The organism is Actinoplanes sp. ATCC 53533, from assembly GCF_003947245.1.
In genome coordinates this window covers 1-20,294 of sequence record NZ_QHHV01000121.1, presented here as the reverse complement: position 1 = coordinate 20,294, position 20,294 = coordinate 1, and the positions used below count along the sequence as shown (strand labels likewise).

General features: G+C 70.3%; 24 protein-coding genes. 14 read left to right on the top strand and 10 right to left on the bottom strand.

Going from position 1 to position 20,294, the window contains the following annotated elements; translation table 11 throughout:
* The first annotated feature begins 30 nt into the window (after positions 1-30).
* Positions 31-621, top strand: coding sequence for an HAD family phosphatase (locus DMB66_RS34470; protein ID WP_125808306.1), 591 nt, complete (start codon positions 31-33; stop codon positions 619-621).
* 99 nt (positions 622-720) lie between these two features.
* On the opposite strand, the gene DMB66_RS34465 is transcribed toward DMB66_RS34470, so the two are convergent.
* Positions 721-2,883, bottom strand: a complete 2,163-nt coding sequence (locus DMB66_RS34465; protein WP_125808305.1) for a carboxypeptidase-like regulatory domain-containing protein — start codon at positions 2,881-2,883, stop codon at positions 721-723.
* 160 nt (positions 2,884-3,043) lie between these two features.
* On the opposite strand from DMB66_RS34465, the gene DMB66_RS34460 reads away from it, so the two are divergent.
* The 5 genes from DMB66_RS34460 to amcA all read left to right on the top strand — a co-directional run bounded on the left by DMB66_RS34460 (position 3,044) and on the right by amcA (position 7,811).
* A complete protein-coding gene (locus DMB66_RS34460; RefSeq protein WP_125808304.1) occupies positions 3,044-3,406 on the top strand; it encodes a sterol carrier family protein in 363 nt (120 codons plus the stop codon).
* A 78-nt stretch (positions 3,407-3,484) separates the two neighbouring features.
* Positions 3,485-5,095 carry an amidophosphoribosyltransferase gene (purF, locus tag DMB66_RS34455; protein WP_125808303.1) on the top strand — a complete coding sequence of 537 codons (1,611 nt, stop codon included), beginning with the start codon at positions 3,485-3,487 and terminating at the stop codon, positions 5,093-5,095.
* Between the two features lie 101 nt (positions 5,096-5,196).
* The gene (gene purM, locus DMB66_RS34450; protein ID WP_125808302.1) at positions 5,197-6,348 is read left to right on the top strand and encodes a phosphoribosylformylglycinamidine cyclo-ligase; all 1,152 of its coding nucleotides are present in this window, start codon (positions 5,197-5,199) and stop codon (positions 6,346-6,348) included.
* Between the two features lie 166 nt (positions 6,349-6,514).
* Positions 6,515-7,618 (top strand): cyclophane-forming radical SAM peptide maturase AmcB, encoded by a 1,104-nt coding sequence (amcB, locus tag DMB66_RS34445; protein WP_125808338.1) that lies wholly within the window; start codon positions 6,515-6,517, stop codon positions 7,616-7,618.
* Positions 7,587-7,811 (top strand): multiple cyclophane-containing RiPP AmcA, encoded by a 225-nt coding sequence (gene amcA / locus DMB66_RS34440; protein WP_125808301.1) that lies wholly within the window; start codon positions 7,587-7,589, stop codon positions 7,809-7,811. Before amcB ends, amcA begins: the two co-directional genes overlap by 32 nt.
* A gap of 203 nt (positions 7,812-8,014) precedes the next feature.
* Here amcA and DMB66_RS34435 read toward each other — a convergent pair whose 3' ends face one another.
* Positions 8,015-8,233: a DUF3073 domain-containing protein gene (locus tag DMB66_RS34435; protein WP_125808300.1), complete on the bottom strand. Its 219-nt coding sequence runs from the start codon at positions 8,231-8,233 to the stop codon at positions 8,015-8,017.
* Between the two features lie 179 nt (positions 8,234-8,412).
* Positions 8,413-9,492 (bottom strand): Glu/Leu/Phe/Val dehydrogenase, encoded by a 1,080-nt coding sequence (locus DMB66_RS34430; RefSeq protein WP_125808299.1) that lies wholly within the window; start codon positions 9,490-9,492, stop codon positions 8,413-8,415.
* Between the two features lie 551 nt (positions 9,493-10,043).
* On the opposite strand from DMB66_RS34430, the gene DMB66_RS34425 reads away from it, so the two are divergent.
* Both DMB66_RS34425 and DMB66_RS34420 read left to right on the top strand, forming a co-directional pair.
* Complete coding sequence (locus tag DMB66_RS34425) at positions 10,044-10,883, top strand: hypothetical protein (RefSeq protein ID WP_125808298.1); 840 nt, start codon at positions 10,044-10,046, stop codon at positions 10,881-10,883.
* A 301-nt stretch (positions 10,884-11,184) separates the two neighbouring features.
* Positions 11,185-11,394, top strand: a complete 210-nt coding sequence (locus tag DMB66_RS34420) for a BldC family transcriptional regulator (RefSeq protein WP_014687221.1) — start codon at positions 11,185-11,187, stop codon at positions 11,392-11,394.
* A gap of 73 nt (positions 11,395-11,467) precedes the next feature.
* Here DMB66_RS34420 and DMB66_RS34415 read toward each other — a convergent pair whose 3' ends face one another.
* Positions 11,468-11,839: a PPOX class F420-dependent oxidoreductase gene (locus DMB66_RS34415; RefSeq protein WP_125808297.1), complete on the bottom strand. Its 372-nt coding sequence runs from the start codon at positions 11,837-11,839 to the stop codon at positions 11,468-11,470.
* A gap of 18 nt (positions 11,840-11,857) precedes the next feature.
* Between DMB66_RS34415 and DMB66_RS34410 the strand changes: the two genes are divergently transcribed.
* From DMB66_RS34410 to DMB66_RS34395, 4 genes are read left to right on the top strand one after another with little or no spacing between them, the layout of a single operon-like run.
* Complete coding sequence (locus DMB66_RS34410; RefSeq protein ID WP_125808296.1) at positions 11,858-12,634, top strand: bifunctional 2-polyprenyl-6-hydroxyphenol methylase/3-demethylubiquinol 3-O-methyltransferase UbiG; 777 nt, start codon at positions 11,858-11,860, stop codon at positions 12,632-12,634.
* Between the two features lie 5 nt (positions 12,635-12,639).
* Positions 12,640-13,194: an RNA 2'-phosphotransferase gene (locus DMB66_RS34405; RefSeq protein ID WP_125808337.1), complete on the top strand. Its 555-nt coding sequence runs from the start codon at positions 12,640-12,642 to the stop codon at positions 13,192-13,194.
* Between the two features lie 56 nt (positions 13,195-13,250).
* Positions 13,251-13,820, top strand: coding sequence for a hypothetical protein (locus tag DMB66_RS34400; RefSeq protein WP_125808295.1), 570 nt, complete (start codon positions 13,251-13,253; stop codon positions 13,818-13,820).
* Between the two features lie 14 nt (positions 13,821-13,834).
* Positions 13,835-15,112, top strand: a complete 1,278-nt coding sequence (locus DMB66_RS34395; RefSeq protein ID WP_233625047.1) for a PrsW family intramembrane metalloprotease — start codon at positions 13,835-13,837, stop codon at positions 15,110-15,112.
* 23 nt (positions 15,113-15,135) lie between these two features.
* Here the strand turns inward: DMB66_RS34395 and DMB66_RS34390 are convergent, their stop codons facing one another.
* Positions 15,136-15,384, bottom strand: coding sequence for a hypothetical protein (locus tag DMB66_RS34390; RefSeq protein WP_125808293.1), 249 nt, complete (start codon positions 15,382-15,384; stop codon positions 15,136-15,138).
* A 192-nt stretch (positions 15,385-15,576) separates the two neighbouring features.
* Between DMB66_RS34390 and DMB66_RS34385 the strand changes: the two genes are divergently transcribed.
* Positions 15,577-15,975, top strand: coding sequence for a PaaI family thioesterase (locus DMB66_RS34385; RefSeq protein WP_125808336.1), 399 nt, complete (start codon positions 15,577-15,579; stop codon positions 15,973-15,975).
* A gap of 37 nt (positions 15,976-16,012) precedes the next feature.
* On the top strand, positions 16,013-16,405 hold the full coding sequence (locus tag DMB66_RS34380; protein ID WP_125808292.1) for a hypothetical protein: 393 nt from the start codon (positions 16,013-16,015) through the stop codon (positions 16,403-16,405).
* Positions 16,406-16,487: 82 nt separating this feature from the next.
* Here the strand turns inward: DMB66_RS34380 and DMB66_RS34375 are convergent, their stop codons facing one another.
* The 5 genes from DMB66_RS34375 to DMB66_RS34355 form a co-directional block, all read right to left on the bottom strand.
* Complete coding sequence (locus DMB66_RS34375; RefSeq protein ID WP_125808291.1) at positions 16,488-16,805, bottom strand: hypothetical protein; 318 nt, start codon at positions 16,803-16,805, stop codon at positions 16,488-16,490.
* Between the two features lie 155 nt (positions 16,806-16,960).
* A complete protein-coding gene (locus DMB66_RS34370; protein WP_125808290.1) occupies positions 16,961-18,022 on the bottom strand; it encodes an SGNH/GDSL hydrolase family protein in 1,062 nt (353 codons plus the stop codon).
* Positions 18,023-18,136: 114 nt separating this feature from the next.
* On the bottom strand, positions 18,137-19,399 hold the full coding sequence (locus tag DMB66_RS34365) for an RNA polymerase sigma factor (RefSeq protein WP_199752791.1): 1,263 nt from the start codon (positions 19,397-19,399) through the stop codon (positions 18,137-18,139).
* Positions 19,387-19,758, bottom strand: a complete 372-nt coding sequence (locus DMB66_RS34360; protein ID WP_125808335.1) for a YciI family protein — start codon at positions 19,756-19,758, stop codon at positions 19,387-19,389. The genes DMB66_RS34365 and DMB66_RS34360 overlap by 13 nt, the downstream gene beginning before the upstream one ends.
* 69 nt (positions 19,759-19,827) lie before the next feature.
* On the bottom strand, positions 19,828-20,294 hold a 467-nt coding region (locus tag DMB66_RS34355; RefSeq protein WP_148112785.1), incomplete at its 5' end, for a transposase.

Sequence of the window (20,294 nt, the reverse complement as noted above, 5' to 3'; positions counted from 1 at the left end):
TGTCGTTGCCCGGGTATATATCCTGCTGCGGTGCTGCTACCCCTGCCTGCCGGCGAGTTCCGGGCCTACCTGTTCGACTGCGACGGGACCATCGCGGACTCCATGCCTGTGCACTACCTCGCCTGGCAACAGGCGCTGAAGGAGTGGGGCGCGGTCCTGCCCGAGGACCTCTTCTACGCCTGGGGCGGACGGCCCGTCGTCGACATCATCGCCGACCTGAACGAGCGTCAGGGCCTGGCCATGCCGGTCGAGATCGTCGCGGCCCGCCGGGAGGTCCTCTTCCAGGAGCTCCTGCCGACGATCAGTGCCGTGCCGGGGGTGCTGCAGCACATCGACGACGCGTACCGGCGGATTCCCTTCGCGGTCGTCTCCGGCAGCACCCGCGAGTCCGTCACCGCCTCGCTCCGCACGCTGGGCCTGCTGGAGAAGTTCGACGTGCTGGTCTGCGCCGGTGACTATGCGCGGGCCAAGCCCGACCCGGCGGCCTTCCTGCTGGCCGCGGAGTTGCTCCAGGTGGCACCGCACTCCTGCCTCGTCTTCGAGGACACCGATCTGGGCATCCAGGCGGCCGGCTCGGCGGGCATGGCGTCGGTGCGCGTCCCGCCGCCCTGGGAGCGCTGATCCAGGCCTCGCCCGGCGGGCACTGATTCGGGCGAGGAGCAAACGAAAGGCCGGCCCGTCGGAAACGGGCCGGCCTTTGGTGTCGCGTGTCGCGGTGGGTCAGTCCTCGACCCACTCGTTGGGCCGGCGCTGACCCGGGTGGCCGCCGTTCGGCGGCGGCTGGTGCGGCGGACCGCCGCGGCGGCCGCCCTGCTCCGGACCGCCGTAGTAGCCGTTCTGGTCCGCGCCTGCGGCATAACCGCCCTGGTCGACGTAACCGCCGTGCGGCGCCTGGTCGTAACCCTCCGGCCGACCGTACGTCGCCCGCGGGTCGTAACCAGCCTGGTCGCCGCCGTAGCCGTTGGCCGGGGCACCGGCCGGATCGACGTAGCCGCCGCCTGCGGGGGCCCCGTAGGTGCCGGCACCCTGGGCGCCGTACGTGCCGCCGCCCTGGGGAGCGCCGTATGCGCCGCCCTGGGGAGCGCCGCCGTAGGTGCCACCACCGGCGGCGGGCGGGCCGTAGCCGTTGCCGCTGTCGATGCCGCCGTCCGCGCTGTCCCAGCCGCCGTAGGCAGCCTGGTCGGCCGGCGCGGCCGGTGCACCGTAGGCGCCGCCCTGGTAAGGCGCGGCCTGACCCTGGTCGGCATAGTCGTCGGCGCCCTGGGCGTAGGCCTCGTTCTGGCCGTATGCCTGCTCCGCGCCGCCGTATCCGGCCTGGACGCCGTAGCCGGCTTCCTGCGGGTAGCCGCCACCCGGTTCCGGCCGGTACATGCCGGTCGGCTCGTCGTAGCGCTGCGCGGGCTGCTCGTAGCCGCCCTGCTCGGCGCCGTAGCCGACCTGGTCGTATCCGGTCTGCTCCGCATAGCCGGCGGGCTGTGGGGCGCCGTAGCCGTTGCCGGCGTAGCCGTGGTCGTCCTGCTCGGCGTAGCCACCCTGCTGTGCCGGCACCGGGGCGCCGCCGAACTGGGTAGCGGTGCCGTAGGCCGGGCCGCCCTGCGCCGCGCCGTACGCGCCGGCCGCTCCGGCTGCGCCCGCCGCTCCGGCCGTGCCCCAGCCGCCGGGGGCGTTGTAGCCGCCGCCCGGGGGCATCGGCGCGCCGTACGGGTCCGGGAACTCGTCGACCGGCGGCGGGGTGTGGTGGATCATCGTCGGGGCGTCGCCCAGCGACGGCGCGCCCGAGCGGGGCGCGATCATCGTGGCGTCGCCACCCCGGCCACCGACCGGTGCGGCGAGACGGGTCTCGTCGGCGCCGCCGTACTGGCCGGACGGGGCCGCGGCCGGAACCGCACCGCCGGCCGGCGCCGCGCCGCCCTCCTCAGCGTCCTCGTTGGACTTGCGGCGCATCAGCACCAGCACGATCGCGCCGATGCCGGCCGCCACCAGCAGGCCGCCGAGGATGAGGTAGAGCATCGAACCGGAGCCCTCGTCCGTGCCGGACTTCGGCGCGGCGTCGATCGCCGCGGCGGAGTCGTCGGCCGCGGGTTCGCTCGCCTCGTCGGTGACCTCGTCAGCCGGCGTCGAGACGCTGGCCGAGGGGGATGGGCTGCTCGACGGCGACGCCGTAGCCGACGCCTTGATGGTTAGCGGTACGTTGACCGATTTACCCGCTTTGCCCTGAACGGTTACTACGGGGGAGCTGGTATAGCCCGCCTTGGCGGCCCCGACTAGTAGTGCACCGGTGGCGATCGGCTTGCTCTCCGAGGAGGTGAATGAGAATCCGCCGCTGCCGTCGGTGTTGGTCTCGAACTGGCGGCTCTGGCTGTCCCGTAGGGCCACCAACGCGCCGGCCACGGCCTTGCCCTCCTGGTCCTTGACCCGGCCGCTGACCTGGCGCACGGTCTGCGGCTCTTCGGGGCCGTTCACGACGATGTTCGCGGTGCTGCTCTTGTTGCCGCCCAACGGCCCGTCGATCGTCCCGGTGACCCTGATCTGGATGGTCTTCTTCTCGCCCGCGGCGACCTGCACCGCGGTCAGCGTCGCGGTGCGGGTCACACTCTCCTCGGGCTTGAGCGTCTCGTTGCCGCCGCAGGTGCCGCCGCAGTTCCTGGTGTTGCTGGCATTGAAGGCCACGCCGATCGTGATCTCGTCTTCCAACTCGGAAGCGGGGGCCGTGATCGTGTAGGTGATGTTGACCGTCTCGCCGGAGGGCATGCTGCTCGGCGCGGCTATCGACACGTTCGGTGGGGCGGCCGAGGCGGCTGAGGGCGCGGCGACGAGGACGCCGCCGATCAGCGCCAGGAACGCACCGGCCTGGAGAGCTCTGGCTCGTAGGTGCGTTGTCACGTCCACCGCCTTCCGGTCGCACGGTCCCCAGGCTGCCTTGGTATAGCCCAATAGATCCCGTGACGAGTACACACCGTCGGCCACTATGCCCTGTCGCGGGTCCTTAGCGCGACCCAGGGCCGAGAGGATCTCAATTCGCCCAGGGTCGTATTGTCCCGACGTGTCTCCTGCGCACAATAAATCCGAGTCCGTCGGCGCCGCGTTGGACGCGCTGGATCAAGGCGTCGAACCCGATCGAGCGGTGCTGCGTGACGCCGTGCGGGCGCTGCTGGCCGAGCTCGCGCGGACAGCGCCCGGCCGATCGGTGGAGGTCCGTATTCCACCTTTCGGTGCGATTCAGTGCGTCGCCGGGCCGCGGCACACCCGTGGCACACCGCCCAATGTGGTGGAGACCGACCCGATGACCTGGCTGCTGGTCGCCACCGGGCGCCTGACCTGGGTCGACGCGGTCGCCTCCGGGCGAGTGCGAGCCAGTGGAATACGCACAGATCTCACGTCGTACCTCCCTGTGCACCCGGGTTGAGTGGTCTTCGTCTCGCGTACACTTGGCCGTCGGAACAGACCAGCAAGTCCGAGCAGATCAGCATGAGGGAGCAAGCGCGTGCCCCGAGGCGACGGCCGGTTGACCGACGATCTCGACCCCCAGGACCGCGGACCCCAGGATGCCTGCGGCGTCTTCGGGGTCTGGGCCCCGGAGGAAGAGGTCGCGAAACTCACCTATTTCGGGCTTTTCGCACTTCAGCACCGGGGTCAGGAGGCGGCGGGCATCGCCGTCAGCGACGGCTCGGGCGTGGTGGTCTACAAGGACCTCGGCCTGGTCTCGCAGGTCTTCGACGAGCCCACCCTGGCCAGCCTGCGTGGGCACCTGGCCATCGGCCACACCCGGTATTCGACGACCGGCGGCTCGAACTGGGAGAACGCCCAGCCGACGATCCGGGCCACCACCGCCGGCACGACGATCGCGCTGGCGCACAACGGCAACCTGGTCAACACCGCCGAGCTCGCTCGTGAGGTCGCCGAGCGCGGCCTCGAGGCCGACATGGGCACCTCCGACACCGCGCTGGTGACGACGCTGCTGGCCAGCCGCCCGGACCTCTCGGTCGAGGCCGCGGCCCTGGAGGTGCTCCCGCGGCTGCGGGGCGCGTTCAGCTTCGTCTTCATGGACGAGAGCACGCTGTACGCCGCCCGCGACGCGCAGGGTGTGCGCCCGCTGGTGCTCGGCCGGATGGAACGCGGCTGGGCCGTGGCCAGCGAGACCGCCGCCCTCGACATCGTCGGCGCCAGCTTCGTCCGCGAGGTCGAGCCCGGTGAGATCATCGCGATCGACGAGCACGGTCTGCGCTCGACCCGGTTCGCGGCGCCGGAGCCGAAAGGCTGCCTCTTCGAGTACGTCTATCTGGCCCGCCCGGACACCACGATCGCCGGGCGCAACATCTACTCGGCCCGCGTCGAGGTGGGCCGCAAGCTCGCCAAGGAGCATCCGGTCGAGGCCGATCTGGTCATCGGCGTGCCGGAATCGGGCATTCCGGCCGCCATCGGCTACGCGGAGGCCTCCGGCATCCCATACAGCGCCGGCTTCATGAAGAACGCCTACGTCGGCCGCACCTTCATCCAGCCCTCGCAGACCATCCGTCAGCTCGGCATCCGGCTGAAGCTCAACCCGCTGCGCGAGGTCGTGCGCGGGAAGCGGATCGTCGTGATCGACGACTCGATCGTGCGTGGCAACACCCAGCGGGCCCAGATCCGGATGCTGCGCGAGGCCGGCGCGCTCGAGGTGCACGTCCGCATCTCCTCGCCGCCGGTCAAGTGGCCGTGCTTCTACGGCATCGACTTCGCCACCCGCGCCGAGTTGATCGCGAACGGTCTCGAGATCGACGGCATCCGCCGCTCGATCGGCGCGGACTCGCTCGGCTACGTTTCCCTGGACGGCCTGGTGCAGGCGACCGAGCAGCCGAAGACGCGGCTCTGCATGGCCTGTTTTGATGGGCAGTATCCGATCGAGCTGCCGGCCGGTCATCTGATCGGAAAGCACGTGCTCGAGGGCGTGGGCAAGCGCGCCGCGCTGCCGGACGCCACTTCGCAGGCCGTGAATGCTGCGGTAGCCGGCCTTGAGCAGGATTATGAGGACGAGCAGTACGCCGAGGGTGAGCGGGAGATCGCGAAACCCCTGGTGGGCAGCCCGGGCGGCGTCGACGCCCTGCGTCGCCCGTAATCTCAGGCCGCTCACCGGAACCACCAGCACCACCAGAGACGTCGTAGACAGCGGCACCGAAAGTTGCAACCGCGCGGGCACCGCGCACTAAGGGGAGAACCGTGACGCACGTGTCCGAGCGCAACAGTGCCGGCTCCAGCGGTGCTGAGGGCGCCGACCACCAGCCGTGGTCGGCGGGTGCCGGGCGGCCCGGCCGTAAGCGTTCGGTGACCTACGCGGACGCCGGCGTCTCGATCCACGCCGGTGACCGCGCGGTGGAGCTGCTGAAGTCGAAGGTCAAGAAGACCACCCGCCCCGAGGTCATGGGCGACCTGGGCGGCTTCGCGGGCCTCTTCAAGCTCAACACGCAAAAATACAAGAGCCCCATCCTCGCCTCCTCCACGGACGGCGTCGGCACCAAGCTGGTCATCGCCCAGCAGCTCAACATCCACGACACCATCGGCATCGACCTGGTCGCCATGGTCGTCGACGACCTCGTCGCCTGCGGCGCCGAGCCGCTGTTCCTGCTCGACTACATCGCCTGCGGCGAGGTCGTGCCGGACAAGGTGGCGGAGATCGGCGCCGGCATCGCGGACGGCTGCCGATACGCCGGCTGCGCCCTGCTGGGTGGCGAGACCGCCGAGCACCCGGGCGTGCTGCGCCCGGACGAGTATGACGTCTCGGCGACCGGCGTCGGCGTGGTCGAGGAGAGCGAGATCCTCGGCGCGCACCGGGTCGAGATCGGTGACGCGGTCATCGCGATGCGCTCGTCCGGCCTGCACTCCAACGGCTTCTCGCTGGTGCGCCACGTGCTCCTCGGCGCCGGCCGGATGCGCCTGGACACGGTGGTGGACGACTTCGGCAAGCAGCGCACCCTCGGCGAGGAGCTGCTCACCCCGACCAAGATCTACGCCAAGGACTGCCTCGGCCTGATCGAGGAGACCGACGTCCGCGCGTTCTCGCATGTCACCGGCGGTGGCATCCCCGGCAACCTGGTCCGGATCCTGCCCGAGCACGTCGACGCGGTGGTCGACCGCTCGTCCTGGCGGCCGCAGCCGATCTTCGACCTGATCCAGGCCAAGGGCCGGATCGAGGACTCGGAGATGGAGGCCACCTTCAACATGGGCGTGGGCATGTTCGCGATCGTCTCCTCCGACGACGCCGACCGCGCGATGGCCTACCTCACCGGCCGCGGTGTCGAGGCGTGGCAGGTCGGTGAGGTCATCGAGGGCACCGGCCAGGTGCAGATGATGGGCCAGTACACCCGGGGCTGAGCCGATTCGGCCGCGAGCGGGGCATAGCCCTCCCTTGGTATGAAATGATCCGCGTGTGTCGATACGTTGGCACACGCGGATCTTTTTAGGCCGGAAGGGTGGACGACGCCGCATAGCCTGACGACGGACGGGGGTGGATGCACCGGTGACACAGCTGTGGAGCGGGATGCGGGGCATCTCGACGGTCCCCACCTACGTCGTGATGCAACCCACCACGCTCTGCAACCTCGACTGTTCCTACTGCTATCTTCCGTTCCGCAAGGTCGACCGGAAGATGCCCGTCGAGGTCGCCCAGGCCGTCGCCGCGTCGGTGAACCCCTGGTCGCGTACGGGCCGATTCTCGGTCGTGTGGCACGGCGGTGAGCCGCTCGCCGCCGGCCGGGAGCACTTCGCCGCGCTGCTCGCGCCGTTCGCGGCGGAGGTCGAGCACCATGTGCAGACCAACGCCACGCTGATCGACGACGCCTGGTGCGAGTTCTTCACCGAGCACGGGATCCGGGTCAGCGTGAGCGTGGACGGGCCCGAGGCGCGCAACGGCGACCGGGTCACCCGAGGGGACAAGCCCGCCTACGACCGGATCATGCGCGGCATCGACGCGCTGCGCCGGCACGGCATCCCGTTCTCCGCCCTCTGCGTGGTGGCCCGCCCCGAGCCGGGCCTGGCCACCGAGCTGTACCTATACTTCCTCGAGCTGGGCTGCGACGTCCTCGGCATCAACATCGAGGAGCTTGAAGGCGTCAACCTGCGCGACAACCGGCACCCGGCGGCCGACGTGACGGCCTTCTGGGCCGAGCTGGTCGGTGCCTGGCGTCGCGATCCCCGGATCCACCTCCGCGAGGTCGAGTGGTCGCTGCGGTATGCCGCGGCGGTCCTGGACGGCACGGCCGACACCGTGCTGCCCCGGAAGCTCGACCCGATCCCCACGGTGGCCGAGGACGGCTCGGTGGTGCTGCTCTCACCGGAGTTGGCCGGCTTCTCGGATCCCCGGTACGGCGACTTCTCCAGCGGTAACGTGCTGACGACCCCGCTGGCCGAGATCCTGGACCGGGCCACCGGGACGCCCTGGATCCGCGAGTTCCTCGACGGCATCGAGGGCTGCCGCGCCCAGTGTCCCTACTTCGGCTTCTGCGGCGGCGCGCATGCGGCGAACCGCTACTTCGAACACGGCAGGTTCGACGTCACGACGACGGAGCATTGCCGGAACAGCAAGATTCGCCTACTGGAGGGAGTGCTGGACCATGCCCGAGATCACGAGCCCACGGCTGTCTGACCGCGTGGAGACGGATCCCGTGACGGCACGGGTGCAGGAGACCCGATCCGGGCTGGCCGCGCTCATCGAGGAGGCGGAGGAGGCCCGGCAGCGTCGCTCGGAGAGCACGACGAAGGACGGCTCGGCGGTGTGCGCCTGGAACCACTTCGAGAACATCCCGACGTTCTACAACTGGAACAACCGCCCCCGTTGAGGACGGGCTCCGAAGCCCACGCGGACAGCCTCCGCGTGGGCTTCATTCCCGTCGGAATGACCCCGGAACGACCACGACACACGGAAGCACGCGGAAAGCCGCGTGCTCTGTGCAATCGAGGGCTATTCAGGACCTACCGTGAGTTGCAGACAGGCCCAGGTCAGCGGCTTGGCCTCCGCCGTCCTGAATAATCCTCGTTCGGGTCAGCGCCTTGTAGGCGACCAGGAATCCTGGTCGTCGTCCGCGTCGTCCTCGTCATCATCATCGACGAGTTGATCATCGTCGTCGTCGAAATGATGGTCGGACTTACCACCGGCACCCGCCAGTTCGCGCTGCAAGGCGGTGAGGTCGGTGTTCGGGGAGTGGTACTTCAACTCCCGGGCCACCTTCGTCTGCTTGGCCTTAGCACGGCCGCGCCCCATGGCTCGACCCCCTCGCACAGAATTCGGGGCAGCCCGAAGGCGGGCCCCGATGACGTCAGGCATCTCTCGTGGGTCTTACGGTACATGGACGATGCCGCCTTCGGCACCTCGGGTTGCGTGTACCACCATCGCGCGTCGTTGCGTGTCACAGACCCGACGGGCGATGGCGTCTAAAACCCTCATCTCAGGTAGATACTGCGCAAACGGCCCACCTCGGCCATCCGGCGCTCGGCGAGCCGGTCGGCGGCGACCGCCGGCGGCACCCCCTCGTCGTCGGCGAGGCGCAGGATCTGCCCGGTGGTGTCGAAGATCTTGGTCGCCCGCAGCTTGGCGCGTTCGAAGTTGAAGCCCTCGATCTCGTCGGCCACCTGGATCACGCCGCCGGCGTTGACCACGTAGTCGGGCGTGTAGAGGATGCCGCGCTCCTCCAGGAGCTTCTCGATGCCCGGGTGGGCGAGCTGGTTGTTGGCGCCGCCGGTGACCACCTTGGCGCGCAGAGCGGGCACGGTGTCGTCGTCCAGCGCGCCACCGAGGGCGCAGGGCGCGTACACGTCGATGTCGCCGGTGATCAGAGTCTGCGTGTCGGCCACCAGGTCGATCTGCGGGTACGTCGTCCGGGCCCAGGACAGCGCGGCCTCATTGACGTCCGTGGCGACGAGCGAGGCGCCGTCCTCGATCAGATGACCGGCCAGGTATTTGCCGACCTTGCCCAGCCCGGCGATGCCGACCCGGCGGCCGGCCAGGGTGGGGCGGCCCCAGGTGTGCTCGGCCGCGGCCCGCATGCCCTGGAAGACGCCCCAGGCGGTCAGGATGGAGGAGTCGCCGGCGCCGCCGTGCTCGACGCTGCGACCGGTCACGTAGCGGGTCTCCCGGGCGATGACGTCCATGTCCGGGACGTACGTGCCGACGTCGCAGGCGGTGTAGTAGCGGCCGTTGAGCGTTTCCACGAACCGCCCGTACGCGCGGAGCAGCCCTTCGGTCTTGATCTGCGCGGGGTCGCCCCAGATCACGGCCTTGCCGCCGCCCAGGTCGAGCCCGGCGAGGGCGTTCTTGTACGCCATCCCGCGGGAAAGATTCAGCACGTCGGTGAGCGCTGTCGCCTCGCTCGCGTACGGGTAGAACCGGGTGCCGCCCAGCGCGGGCCCGAGGGCCGTCGAGTAGATGCCGATGATCGCCTTCAAGCCGGTCTGCCGGTCCTGGCAGAAGACGACCTGTTCGTGTCCGGTGGCGTCGTTGCCTTCGGTGTCGAACACACTCATCTGTGCTTCTCCTGGTAGTGATGGGGCCCTCGTGAGGCCTGCGGCCGGCGGGGGTGGGCCGGATAGCACCGAGCCTAGACCGGAACACACCGCGCCTGCCCGCATAGGGAGGTGCCCGCATCGGAGCGGGTCGTGGCGTCGATGGACAGCTGTTCATGTCTCGCCAATAGCTGCGCTACCACCCCATTTATTGCGGCCGGCGCCAACCCGGGAAGCTGCCAATGGACGCTGGATCAGGCTGACCGCCGTCGGTCGGAGCCGACCTTTTCTCCTTATGGCATGCGCATTCGCGGACGGCCGATGCGCGCCTATCATGCGATCGCCTCGAACACGGGGTAGAAGAAATGACGGGCAGGACGCCAATACTCAGGCGCCGGATGCTGGCCGCAGTTCCGTCCGCCGGTCGTCACGCAGGCGAGCGACACAGAACCTCCCGCAGGCGCTCCGGCGTCGTGCGGCGGCCTGGCCCGAGGACGTGGCAGGGGCGCTGAGACCACAACCCGCAGCGCGCGTGACGGCGATTGCCGCCGATTTCGTGAAAGGATCGCGCGGTGCCGTCATTGTTCGCGTCGTACCTGCGGGTTTACGAGCCGCTGACCGCCTTCGACCGGGACCGCCAGGTTTTCTGGCGCCGGTACGCGCGGGAGGGCCGGGCGCTCGGCCCGGTGGAAGGCCCTGTCCGCCAGCGCACCGCGGTCCTGGAGGCCCTGGGCGCGGGCTGGACCCGCCTGCCCGACCTGCCGGACGAGGCCTATGTCCTGGAGTGGGGCGACTCGCTGCTGGTCTGCCCGTGGAACCTGCGGCTGCGGGTCGCCGAGGCGGCGCTGAACGCCCGCGACGGCGTGCCCAGCGTGCTGGCGGACGCGTTCGTGCCGCCGGTGCTGGCCGGCCAGGCGAAGGCGATCGTGGAGGACTGGCGCAGCGGGGCGAAGGTGCTTGAGCGTGGGGTGCCCCGGGTGCATGAGCAGATCGCGACGTGGGGCGTGCCGTTGCGCTGGTTCGTCTTCGTCGACCTCGACGAGCGTGAGATCAGCCTGAGCGGTGGCCGGCGCACGCTGCGCTATCGCACCGAGATCTCCAAGGCTCGGCGCCGGGCCCACCGGGCCGTCTCGGTGCTGCGCAAGTCGCTCGGCGACGCCCCGATCACCGAGGCGGTGGAGGAGGGCACGCGGTGGCTGGAGGAGTTCCACCCGCGGTCGATCGTCGAGCTCGACTACGGCGGCCTGACCGGGCTGCTCGGCGAGGACGCGCTGGCCCAGGATGATTCGCCCGGCCTGGTGGCGGCCGGTATCTCGGCACTCTCGCGCGGCGACGCCGACGCTGCCACCGAGGCCTACGAGAAGCTCGTCGCCCGGTGGCGCGCGGTGCAGTTGCTCGAACGCTGCAACTGATCGCCGGCCGTCGGCGTTGACCAGGGAATATGGGACGAACGGGCACGGAACACCGTCCGATGGAGCGCTCCCAAGGCGAACACTCTTCGTGATCATCCTCGCGCGAAGCGTGATATTCGGTCCAAACAAGACACTTTCTGGCGTAGAAAACAGGTAAAAATCGGGCATGCTTCAACCGTCTATCTAGGGACGTTCGGCCGTTCGGCCCATGTCGGACATCGGGGACTAGCCGGACCATGAGAGACGCACCGGCCGGCGGGACCCCGGCCGATGTCTTTAGGTACCTGTGGAGGAGTGACCGATGGCATCGCGTACCCATGATCCTGAGCCGCTACTCACGCCGGCCGAGGTGGCGTCGATGTTCCGCGTCGACCCGAAAACCGTCACCCGGTGGGCCAAGGCGGGCAAGCTCAGTGCGATTCGCACTCTGGGCGGGCACCGTCGCTACCGTGAGTCGGAGGTTCGCGCCCTGCTGCAGGGGCAGATCCCCACGCAGCGTCAGGGCGACTGAAACCGCAGTCGACCGAAAGATCGATAAAGGGGCGAATGCCGTCGGCAGTCGCCCCTTCTTCGTCTTGTCAGACCTATGAAACGAGGACCGCGACCGTGCCGTCCTCGCCCCGGCGCAGTTTGCTGCCCAGCAAGCTCAGCCGGCCGATCAGACCGTACTTCCGCTTGAGCCCCTCGCCGATCCGGCGCCGGTCGGCGGTGTCGCCGATCTGCGCGTGGGCCTCGATCGCCTCGCCGCGCACGTTGCCGCGCATGTCGCACGCCGCCAGCGTGACGCGCCCGCTGTTGCGGATCCGCTTTACCTTGCCGGTGGCCACCGGCGTCCAGAACGCCAGCCCGGCTCCGTCGGGCACGACCCAGAGCGGGGTCGCCACCGCGCGGCCGTCCCGGCGGAACGTCGTCAGAAGGACGTACTTTTCGGCACCGAGTTGCTCAAGCGTCGCCATGGACCAAGGGTAGTGCCAATGGCTCAGCCGCAGATCGGCGACGTGTTCGGGGAGATGATCCGGGACGCGTACGCGGTGCGTACCGGAATCGGGCCGCGACCGCTGGCCGGCGGCCGCGTGCCGCGGCCGGTCATCGAGATCATCGAACGCGACGACGGGCTGGTCAACGGCGCGCCCGCGGACCACTACCTGGCCGAGCCGGCCGAGTGGCAGCCCCATGACCACCGCGCGCTGCGCCTGGTCCGCGGCGCGGTGCTGGACATCGGGGCCGGCGCCGGCCGGACTGCGGTCGAGCTGCAGAAGCGCGGCATGGCGGTGACCGGGCTGGACACCTCGGCGGGCGCGATCGAGGTGGCGCGCAAGCGCGGGCTGCGGGACACCGTGCTCAACACCGTGGACGCGTACGCCCACTCGGCGAGCCGCTACGACACGTTTCTGCTGCTCGGCAACAACCTCGGCCTGATCGAGGGGCCGGAGCGGGCGCCCGCGTTCCTGGCCGCGCTGGCGGAGCTGGCCCGGCCGGGCGCCCGGATCATCGCGCAGGGCACCGACCCGTACGGCACCACGGACCCCGTCCACGTCGCCTACCACCAGCGCAACCGTGACCTGGGACGGCTCGGTGGCCAGTTGCGGCTGCGGCTGCGCTACCGCCTGCTGGCGACGGAGTGGTTCGACTACCTCAATTGCTCGGTCGCGGAGCTTGACGGGCTGCTCGCGGGCACCCGGTGGCGGCTCAAAACGGTCGACGCCGATGACCGCCCCTACTACCTTGCCGTCATGGAGCTTCAACCTTGACCGCGATGCTGACCGGCGAGCAGGTGCGGCTCAGTAAGCGCCTGTCGCTCGTGCTGCGGCACCGGCCCGAGACGGCCGGCCTGACCCTCGACGCGAACGGCTGGGTGCCGGTCGCCGACCTCCTCGCCGCCCTGCGGATCTCCCGCGCCGACCTCGACGTCGTGGTGGAGAACAACGACAAGTCCCGCTTCGTGATCGTCGCCGGCGCCGACGGCATCGAGCGCATCCGGGCGAACCAGGGGCACTCCCGGCGGGTGCGGGTCGATCTGGATCTGCCGGCGGCTCGCCCGCCCGCCGTCCTCTTTCACGGCACGCCCCGCGGCAACCTCGCCCCGATCCTGCGGGAGGGGCTGCGTCCGCGCAGCCGTCAGCACGTCCACCTCTCGCCCGACGTGGCGACCGCGCTGCTGGTCGGCCGCCGCCGTGCCCCGGATGTGGTGGTCCTCGAGGTCGAGGCGGCCGCCATGGCCGAGGCCGGGCACGTGTTCCACCGCAGCGAGAACGGCGTCTGGCTGACCGCCGGCGTGCCGTCGGCGTTCCTTCGCGAACGTTCGGAGTAAACGGACAAAACGTACTAGGCCGGGCTAGCGTGCGGGTCGCCCGTTAGCGTATTGGTATGGGGTGGGTTACTCGGCGTCAGCTGACGGACCTTCTCGGTGCGCTCAGCCTCGTCCTGGCCCTGGCCGCACTCGCCTTCGGCCTGCCCGCCCTGGACCGGGCGCTGCCCGCCGACCGCCCGGTGTCGGCCGACCGCCCGTACGCCGTCGGCGGTGGTGTCACGGTCGTCCCGCCGCCCGGATCGCGGATCGACGTCACGGAGACCCGGCCCACCGACGACGAGGGCACGGTCCTGTTCCGGATCGGCCCGGTGCGCTACCTCATCACCGTCCGGAGGTTCGACGGCGACCTGCCGACCGCGGCCGACCGGCTGCGCCAACGGATCACCGGCACCACGGGCTACCAGGTCACCGGCACCGAGCTGACCATCGCCACGGTCTCCGGCCTGGCCGGCCTGCAGGGCGGCTACACCGCACCCGGCCGCGGCGGCCGGTACGCCGTCTTCGTCGCCGACGGCCGCACCATCGAGGTCACCGTCAGCGGCGCCGATCTGGACCTGGGGCGCACCCTGCCGGCGATCGACGTCAGCACCCGGACGCTGCGGTATGACCCGGCGGACGCGAAATGACGGCGGAGTCCCGATTGCGTAGCGACCGCACCGCACCCGTCCAGCCCGGCGCCGACCCCGGCACCGGGTTGATCCGGCTGCCCGCGTTCTGGATCGTGCTCTCGGTGGTGCTGGCCGGCGGCGTGCGGATCGCGATGATCGCGGGCCGGTTCGCGGGCGCCTACCCGCTGGCGACGCTGACCGCGGTCGGGTTGTTCGCGCTGCTCGCCATGCCGTTCTGGTTCACGGTCAGCGAGCTCGACTTCCTCGAGCGGGAGCCGCCCGCCCTGCTCGCGCTCGCCTTCGCCTGGGGTGGCCTGGTGGCCACGACGGTCTCGATCCCCGGCAGCGCGGCCCTCGACGACCTCGTCGCGAAGCTGGGCTCGCCGCACCTGGCCGCCGACTGGGGCGCCGCGCTGGCCGCACCGACGGTCGAGGAGATCGCCAAGACCCTCGGCGTCGTCGCGATCGTGCTGGTGGCCCGCGCCCAGGTCAACAGCGTGCTCGACGGCGTCGTCTACGGCGCGATGGTGGGCCTGGGCTTCCAGATCATCGAGGACATCGTCTACGCGCTGGGCGCCGTCGCCCTGGCCGGCCGCGGCGACCACATCGAGCCGGTGATCACCACGTTCCTGCTGCGCGGTTTCCTGTCCGGGGTGTGGAGTCACACGCTCTTCGGCGCGCTGGCCGGCGCCGGCATCGGCTACCTCGTCGTGCGCGCCGACCGCACCTGGCGGAGCCGGCTCGGCGTAGCGATGCTCGCCGTCGTCGGCGCGTGGGCCTCGCACGTGCTGTGGAACTCGCCACTCTTCCGCGACGGCCTCGGCAACGGCGCGCTCGCCCTGCTGGCGGTGCTGCTCTTCAAGGGGCTGCCGCCGCTGGTGCTGACCATGCTGCTGGTCCGTGCCGCCCACGACCGGGAGGCCGACTACTACGCCGGCCAGCTCGGCAAGCTCGACGATCCCGAGTTGATCACCCCGGGCGAACTGGCGGCACTCAAATCCGGATCACGGCGGGCCACGGCCCGCTGGCACGCCCGGACCAGTGCGGGCCTGCGGGCCCGGGCGGCGGTACGGCGATTACAACGCGCGCAGGCCCGGCTGGCCGTCGAGCTCAGCCGTGGCACCACCGACCTGGGCCGGTGGTGCCACGAGGTGCGCCGGCAGCGCCGCATCCTCGCCGCCCTCGGCCACCCGGAGGCGGTCGCGCCCGAGGGCAAGGGCGCGTGGCGGCGCACCGCCTCGACGGTCTTCACCACGGCCCTCGCCATCGCCGTGCTCTGGGCCGCCATCAGCACGCTCGGCGGCGGCTGACGGCGTCCCCGGCGGTCCAGCGCTCAGACGGTCGGCGGGAGGCCGCCGTCGCCGTCCACGACGGCATCCGGTGTGCCGTCCTCGTTGAGGTCCACCATCGTGATGTCGACCTTGCCGTCGCCGTCGGTGTCGAACTGGAACAGGTCGGCCTTGCCGTCGCCGTCGGTGTCGGAGACCCAGACGTCCGGCTTGCCGTCGCCGTTCGTGTCGGTCGCCAGCAGATCAACGCGGTCGTCGCCACGGGTCTCGACGATCTCCTTGGGCTCGCTCATGGTGTCTCCTCAGGTGATGCGTCGAAGCGGATCTGACCAACGTAGGGCCCGGGCCGCCCCCTCGCGACTCGAGACCGGTCTCGACCATAGAGATCCGGTGCCAGTGGTCGCTCCCACAGGTGTGATCGGTATCGCTGGCTTGGCGGGAACTCGCCGGTAACGTTGCCCGACGTGACTACTGCGGCGGACGGCATGAGGCGGCTCTTCGGCAGCGGGGGTGCCGGTGCCCTGGGCGAGCGGATGGGCATCGAGATCACCGAGGCGACACCCGAGCGCGTGGTCGCCACCATGCCGGTCGAGGGCAACACCCAGCCGTACGGCCTGCTGCACGGCGGGGCGTCGTGCGTGCTCGCGGAGTCGATCGGCTCGGTCGGGGCGGTGCTGCACGGCGCGACCGTGGACCGGCCGTTCGCGGTCGGCGTGGACATCAACGCGACGCACCACAAGGGCGTGCGCTCGGGGGTCATCACCGGGGTGGCGACGCCGGTGCACCGGGGCCGGACGGCGGTCACCTACGAGGTCATCATCACCGACGAAGACGGCGACCGGGTGTGCACGGCACGCCTCACCTGCCTGCTTCGGGGTGCCTGAGCGGCGGTTCTTGACGTATCCGCGTACCTTTTCCCACGTGACGGAAATACCACAGCACGCCCTCGACGACGCGACGCAGGTGCTGCATTGCGCGCTCAGCGGCGACAGCGACGCTGTGGTGGGCACCTTCGACGCGGTGGTCGACCGGTCGGGTGTCGTGGGGGCATACGACGTGGCGTGGTGTCTCGCCGCGACGATGGTCGGACAGAACGTGCCCCGCGGCGGCGCCTGGACCCTCGACTTCCCCGGGATCGACGACGCGCGGTACGACAAACGCTGGGTGGCCCGGTTCGTCAGCGCGTACGTGAACGGTGACATCTTCACCGGCGAGGCCCTCTTCGGCGCGGCCATCGCCGACGGCCAGCTGCCGGACTGCCTGCTCGCGCTGGCCGGCTCGACGGTGGCGACCCTGCGGCACCGGGCTGCCTGACCGAGCCCGGCCCGCCTGAGTCAGCTCAGGCGGGCCGGTCTTTCAGGTCTTGCCGCAGTTCCTCAGGTCTTGCCGCAGTTCCTCAGGTCTTGTCGCAGTTCTTCAGGTAGAGAGCCTTGGCGTACTGGGCCGCGGCGGCCTCGTTGTACATGGTCGCCTGGGACATGTACCAGCCGTTGTCGGCCAGGGCCTTCTTCGCCGCGGTCATCCCGGACCAGCGGATGTCGGCATCCACCTCGGACAGCCCGCGCGCCTTGAAGTTGCGCCGCATCTGCATCTTGCCCGCCCGGAAGTTCTCCGCGGCTTCCTCGGCCTGGCGCATGCAGGAGAACCCCTTCTCGCTCAGCGCCTCCGCCATCGCCCAGGCCGCCTGTTCCTCCGCGTTCTTGAACTTCAGCACGTCGTTCCTCCCGTGAACTTGGTTCCCGGATAGCTGTACGGAACGCACGGCTGTCGCGCCAGGTCCCCCCGCAGACTGCAAGAAAGGTCAAACTGCCTCCGCGTCCGCCGCGGTGGGTGCAGGACCTGGGCGAAGTTCCCGGTGCCGACCAGCGGCTAGAGGTTCATCAGGTTGCCCGGACCGGTCCACTTGCCGACCAGCCGCGTGCGGATTCGCATCTTGCCGGCCACCCGTACCCGGTAGGCCCGCTTCACCGTCCGCAGCGTCTGCCAGGTGCGTACCCGGCGGTGCACGCCGTCGATCTCGGCGGTGACGGTCCGCAGCTGCCAGGTGCGGCACTCGGTCCGGTGCTGCACCCGCCCGTTCAGCACGACCTTGGCGGCCAGGCAGCGGTGCGTCGACTGCATCGCGTACGGGTTGGTGCCGATGTTGGCCTTCATGTGGAACACCTTGGCCATCGCCTGGTACCAGTTGTAGGCCATCTTCGAGTAGCCGAACTGGTTCGGGTGGTGCAGGTCGTGCAGGTCGATACCGCCGACCGTGGACTGGTCCACCACGCTGATCAGCGGGTCGTTCTTGGCCGCGACCAGGCCCGGGATGAGCTGGTTGTAGATCCGGTCCTCGGCCAGTTCCCGCGGCACCCGCGAGCTGATGATCTGCGCGACGAAGATGTACGCCTCTGGCCGAACCGCCCGGATCTGGTCGATCATCGCGGACAGCTTGTCCGCCGTGGCGTACGCCCCGTCGCCCCGGGTGATGTTGTTGGTGCCGGCGTGCACCAGCACGATGTCCGGGCTGGCCGCGGCGAGCCAGCCTTCGATCCACTCGGACAGCTCGCCGATGTCCCACCCGCCGTGACCCTCGTGCTCGTTGTCGCTGTCGGCGCCGCTGCTCTCCGAGCCGACGTAGTCGATCCGCATGCCACCCCGCTGCAGCCGCTCGGCCAGGTCGATCCGGTACGAGCTCCGGGTAGGTGCGCCGGTGCCGAGGGTGATCGAGTCACCGAGCGCCATGACCCGCGGCGTGTCGAAGTCGGCGGCCCCGCCGCCGGTGGCCTTGCCCTCGGGCGCCAGGTCCTTGGCGGAGGCGGTGGTGGTGGCGACCCGGTCAGCCGCCGCGAACTGCGCGCGGGCAGCGTCCGGCACCCCGAGGCCGGCTGCCAGCGAGGCCGCCAGCACACCGGTCATGACCTTGGCACCCAGGCGCCGCGTACCCATCGACTTCCGCCCCACAGATTCCACGACGAGCCCCCCATTCGTCCGGCAAAGACATCTGGAAGATCGGTGCGGGCGGGACCGGTTGGAGATCCGTCAGGTAGCCATGGGTTGTGATCACGGTGCAGGCGCCGGGCCGGGCCCCGGCGCGCCGTCGGGTGCGCCCAGCGCGGCCGCCCGCGCCGCCAGGTAGCGCTGCTCGGGCAGGCTCAGCGTCAGCCGGGCCGCCGTCAGGTAGGCGGCGCGGGCGGCCGGCAGATCACCGCACTTCTCCAGCAGGTGGGCGCGCACCGCCGCCACCCGGTGATGGCCGCGCAGCGCCGGATCGTCCTCGGCCAGGTCGAGCTGCGCCAGCGCCAGCACCGGGCCGTGCACCTCGGCCAGGGCGACGATCCGGTTGAGCTGCACCATCGGGCCGGGGCTGAGGGCGTGCAGCATCCCGTACAGCTGAAGGATCTGCGGCCAGTCGGTGTCCTCGGCGCGCGTCGCCTCGTCGTGCACCGCCGCGATCGCGGCCTGCAACTGGTACGGGCCGATCGGCGCGCTCGCGAGAGTCGCGGTGAGCAGCGCGACGCCCTCGGCGATCGCCGCCGCATCCCAGCGGGAGCGGTCCTGCTCGGCGAGCGGCACCAGCGCACCGTCGGCCAGCGCGCGCGCCGGCCGCCGCGCGTCGGTGAGCAGCATCAACGCGAGCAGACCGGCCACCTCGCCGTCGTCCGGCAGTTGCGCCCGCAACAACCGGGTGAGCCGGATGGCCTCCGTGCTCAGCTCGGCCCGGTGCAGCCGCGCCCCGGAACTCGCGGTGTAACCCTCATTGAAGATCAAATACAACACTTGGCGTACGGCGGTCAGCCGCGTCTCGCGTTCGGTCGGCGGGGGCAGGCTGAACGTGGCCCCACTGTCGCGGATCTTCTGCTTCGCCCGGCTGATCCGCTGCCCGACGGTCGCCTCCGGCACGAGCAACGCCCGGGCGATCTCGGCGGTGCTGAGACCACCGACGGCGCGTAGGGTCAGCGCCACCTGCGACCCGGTGCTGAGGGCGGGGTGGGCGCAGAGCAGCAGCAGCGTGAGCGAGTCGTCGACCGCCGAGACGGGGACGGGCTCAGGCCCGTACCGCATCGCCTCCTCGCGCCGGCGCCGAGCCGTCTCGCTGCGCAGCAGTTCGATCCGGCGCCGCGAGGCGACGGTGATCAGCCAGCCCCGCGGGCTGGCCGGCACGCCCTCGGCGGGCCACTGCTGCGCGGCGGCGAGCAACGCCTCCTGGACGGCGTCCTCGCAGGTGTCGAAGTCGCCGAAGCGGCGCACGACCGCGCCCAGGACCTGCGGCGCGCACTCGCGCAGCAGGTCCTCCAGGGCGGCCGGAGCGCTCAGAACTCCCAGCCGCTCATGTCGAGCACCGGCCGCACCTCGACCTCCGTGAACGCGGCGTCGGGCACCTTCGCCGCCCAGCCGATCGCCTCGTCGAGGTCCTCGCAGTCGATCAGGTAGAAGCCGGCCAAATGCTCCTTGACCTCGGCGAACGGCCCGTCCGAGGCGACCGTCCGGCCGTCGCGGACCGAGACCCAGCGGGCCAGCGAGGGGTCGGCGAGACCCTCGGAGGCGACACGGACACCGGCCTTGGCCATCTCGTCGGTGAGCTGCAGGTGTCCCCGCCCGAACTCCATGCGCTGCTCGTCGCTCAGCTTCTCCCAGACAGCCAGCGAACGCTCGTTGGACTGGATCAGGATGAGGTACTTCATCGGGGCCTCCACGCGTCTGGCGAAATTCTTCCACCGGAGACGTCGAAACCGGCGGCTCAGCTTCTACACCTAAGCCCCTGGCCAGAACTCCTTCCCGTAACCCTGGGGTAGCCAGGGCGAGGTCCAGGGTGCTGCGGTGGCCAGGTTCTGGGTTTCGGTGCGGTGCTGGAAGAATGTGTGGGCTTGTTGGATCCGGTCGCTGATCGTGGCGGTTGCGGTGTTCGCGATGTGTTGTTTCATCGTGGCCCAGATCCGTTCGACCGGGTTGTCCTGAGGGCTGTATTTCGCGCCTTCGATGATCTGGATGCGGGGATGCGCGGCGAGCCAGCGTTGGGTGATTTTGGAGTGGTGGGTGCTGCCGTTGTCGCAGATCACGGCGATGGCCGGGGCTTGCGGGTAGGCGTCGAGGAGTTGCTGCAGGAAGTAGCAGAACACCACGGAGACGTTCTTGACGCTGACGTGGTGATGCACGGTGCCGGTGAGCAGGTTGACCGCGCCGTGCACGGTGCGTCGCACGTTGGTGCCGGGGGTCAGGA

Bases quoted from the DNA above. Each gene is read 5' to 3' on its own strand.
- amcB (WP_125808338.1), top strand. From the start codon at position 6,515: ATGCGGGGCATCTCGACGGTCCCCACCTACGTCGTGATGCAACCCACC.
- amcA (WP_125808301.1), top strand. From the start codon at position 7,587: ATGCCCGAGATCACGAGCCCACGGCTGTCTGACCGCGTGGAGACGGAT.
- DMB66_RS34435 (WP_125808300.1), bottom strand. From the start codon at position 8,233: ATGGGGCGCGGCCGTGCTAAGGCCAAGCAGACGAAGGTGGCCCGGGAG.
- DMB66_RS34430 (WP_125808299.1), bottom strand. From the start codon at position 9,492: ATGAGTGTGTTCGACACCGAAGGCAACGACGCCACCGGACACGAACAG.
- DMB66_RS34420 (WP_014687221.1), top strand. From the start codon at position 11,185: ATGGCATCGCGTACCCATGATCCTGAGCCGCTACTCACGCCGGCCGAG.
- DMB66_RS34415 (WP_125808297.1), bottom strand. From the start codon at position 11,839: ATGGCGACGCTTGAGCAACTCGGTGCCGAAAAGTACGTCCTTCTGACG.
- DMB66_RS34410 (WP_125808296.1), top strand. From the start codon at position 11,858: ATGGCTCAGCCGCAGATCGGCGACGTGTTCGGGGAGATGATCCGGGAC.
- DMB66_RS34405 (WP_125808337.1), top strand. From the start codon at position 12,640: ATGCTGACCGGCGAGCAGGTGCGGCTCAGTAAGCGCCTGTCGCTCGTG.
- DMB66_RS34400 (WP_125808295.1), top strand. From the start codon at position 13,251: ATGGGGTGGGTTACTCGGCGTCAGCTGACGGACCTTCTCGGTGCGCTC.
- DMB66_RS34390 (WP_125808293.1), bottom strand. From the start codon at position 15,384: ATGAGCGAGCCCAAGGAGATCGTCGAGACCCGTGGCGACGACCGCGTT.
- DMB66_RS34385 (WP_125808336.1), top strand. From the start codon at position 15,577: ATGAGGCGGCTCTTCGGCAGCGGGGGTGCCGGTGCCCTGGGCGAGCGG.
- DMB66_RS34370 (WP_125808290.1), bottom strand. From the start codon at position 18,022: ATGGGTACGCGGCGCCTGGGTGCCAAGGTCATGACCGGTGTGCTGGCG.
- DMB66_RS34360 (WP_125808335.1), bottom strand. From the start codon at position 19,758: ATGAAGTACCTCATCCTGATCCAGTCCAACGAGCGTTCGCTGGCTGTC.